Origin of the sequence: Glycocaulis sp., assembly GCF_052168375.1 — a bacterium.
GTDB lineage: Bacteria > Pseudomonadota > Alphaproteobacteria > Caulobacterales > Maricaulaceae > Glycocaulis.
The window spans coordinates 1-2826 of record NZ_JBQLZR010000034.1 but is presented as its reverse complement, the minus strand read 5'-3'; the positions used below and the strand labels follow the sequence as shown (position 1 = coordinate 2826).

At 63.5% G+C, this 2826-nt stretch carries 1 protein-coding gene; it reads right to left on the bottom strand.

Going from position 1 to position 2826, the window contains the following annotated elements:
• Nucleotides 1-94: 94 nt before the first annotated feature.
• Nucleotides 95-2826 (bottom strand): TonB-dependent receptor domain-containing protein (locus ACTS2Z_RS01360; protein WP_442571438.1); only part of this gene is annotated, 2732 nt, incomplete at its 5' end.

Below are 2826 nucleotides of genomic sequence, written 5' to 3'. Positions count from 1 at the left end.
GCGTCCTTGCCCAGACGTCAAAAAAAGTCCGCCCGGAACCGCCGGCCCCTTGGAGGGCCGGCCATTCGCGGACGGACAGCAGGAGGCTCCCAAACTAGAAGGCTACCCGGACACCCACCTTGTAGGCGCGGCCGACACGGTCATGGAAACCGGGTGAACCGGTGTAGGGGAAGGGCGGAAGCACGTCCCCGACATTGTTGATCACACCGTAGAGCTGGACCTGGTCGTTCAGGTCAAAGGTGGCCGAGGTGTTGATGTAGAAGCGGCTGTCGATCGTGTTGTCTGCGATCGAGATCGGCGAAGCCGGATCGTAGTCGGCGCTGTCCGGACCCACGAGCGTGTTGTCGAGATTGCCACCACCGACATACCGGCCCTGGATCATCGCTCCCCAACGGTCGCGGCGATAGTTCAGGGTCGCGCTCCAGGTCCATTCCGGAGCACTCGTCGAATTGATGATGCTGCTCGAGGTAAACCCGCCGACCTGACCGGCACGGTCCACGACGCTGCCCACATTGGTGATGACACCGGCCGCATTGTAGGTGCGCGGCGTGCCGAGGCCGTCATCGGAGATGAGGTCCATCATGTAGGTGCCTACGAGGCGGGCCTGAGCCTCACCACCCAGGAAGCCGAACTGGTAGGACACCTCAAAGTCGATGCCCCGGCTCTGGAAGCCGGCAATGTTGAGCAGTTGGGCGTCGATGCGGTTGATCACCGTTCCGGCGCCAGTGCCCGTTCTGGTCACGAAGCTGCAGAAGAAGCCCGCTCCGCCGCCATTGATCTCGGACAGGCAGTTGTCGAGGATGAGCTGCGGGCTGTAGCCGGAAATCGCACCGGAAATATCGATGTCGAAATAGTCGACCGACATACGCAGGCCCGGCATGACGCTGGGGCTGAAGACCGCACCAACCGTAAAGGTGTCAGCCGTTTCTGGCTGCAGCGTCGGGCTGGAACCGGTCACCACCGACATCTGGGTCGTTGCGCCGGAGAACGGGTTGCGCAGCGTGGTCTGGCTGCTGGTTTCCGCAAACAGTTCGCTGTTATTGGGCGCGCGGATGTCACGCGACCGCGTTGTGCGCAGACGGATCTGGTCGTTGATGTCCCAGGTCAGACCGACCTTCCACGTCCAGACCCCGCCGCTGGAGCTGTAGTCTGCGTAGCGGGCCGCCGCGTTCAGATCGAGATTCTGTGCAAGCGGGCTGTTATTCAGGAGCGGAGCAACAAATTCCAGATAGCCCTCATTCACCGTGTACTCACCGGCGAAGGATTTCGGGTTGCCGTAGGCAAACCCGTTGGCCTCCGAAATCGGGTCGACGCGGGAGATGGATTCTTCGGTACGCCGCTCCAGACCCGTCGCAACCGAAACCGGCCCGGCCCAGGTGGAGAAAGGCTCGCCTTGCAGGTTGAAGGCGAAGACCTGCTGTGTGGTCTCGATATTGTAGAGCGCCGTGCCGGTCACATAGTCGATTGCAGCCTGCGAAGGCGAGCCGAAGCCGAACAGGTTGATCGCCACGCAGCCATCAGCCCGCGCCGTTGCGCTGCGGCATTGCGCACCGCCTGCACCGTCAGAGATCGCGTCGAAGGCAAAGCGCAGATTCTGCATGATCTTCAGATTATCGATGACGGAGTCGAATTCATTCTGGCCGTGCTGCGCATAGGCATCCCACGTCCAGCCATTCTCGAACTGACCGAAAAGGCCGGCAGAGAAGCGGTAGGTCGTGTTGAAGTTGCTGGCCAGAACCGGGCCGAAATCGCGGTGCTCACGGCCAATCGCAAACTGGGTGATGCCATTGGCATCCATGATGTTGGTCACGGCCGTCGGAATGAACGGGTTGGCCCGCTGGATCACGATGGCAGTCGGCGCAGCATCACGGGCAAAGGCCGTCGTGAAGTCCGAACCGGCCCGGGCATAGCTCGCCTCGCCGAACACGGTCAGCGACGGGCTGAGCTCGAAATCGGCGTAAGCCGTGGCAACGCGGCGCTCGACCGGCAGGACCAGCGTGTGGCCGGACCGGATCGAGAAGCCCGGTTCGCCACCGGTATTGTTGATGGCCGCCGAACCGATCTGCTGTCCGTAGTTGAACGGCAGGACCGTTCCACCCGGACCGAACTGAATGCCGCGCAGAGGCTGACCCGGGCCAGTATTGGCACCGATGATCACACCGCCCGACGTCATGGTCAGCGGGGTGACACCGCGCGCCCAGAAGCGGGACGGCTCACCGGCAGGACGAGCGCCAGTGTAGGAGGCCAGCTCCTGGATTTCGGCGCCATAGGGGCGGTCGTAGTGGCTGGCAATGCCGCTATTGTCGACGAACTCGGCGCCTACAACGAGGCTGCCGCGCCCTTCGGCAAAGGCGGTGCCGTAAGCGAGCGATGCCCGCCACTCTTCCATGTCACCATAATCGGAGATGCCGTAGGAGAAGTCGGCCCGCGCGCCTTCCAGGTCACGGTTCATGATGATGTTGACGACACCGGCGACCGCGTCAGAGCCCCACTGGGCCGAAGCACCGCCCGTAACCACGTCAACACGGCTGATCAGCACGGACGGAATGAGGTTCAGGTCCACCTGCCCGTCGGGCGAGCTCGGCACGTGCCGGCGGCCATCGACCAGTGTCAGCGTGCGGATGCTGCCCAGCGCCCGAAGGTCCGCGAAATACTGGCCCGCGCCGCGCGCACTTTGCGGGTTGGTCTGCGGGGTTTGCGTGCCACGGAAAGCCGGGACCTCGACAAGGAATTCACCGACCTGCGCCGTGCCACGGCTGGCCAGCTCCTCGGCGGTGATGACCCGCGTCGGGGTCGGTGCGTCAAAGCCGCTGCGCGTGACGCGCG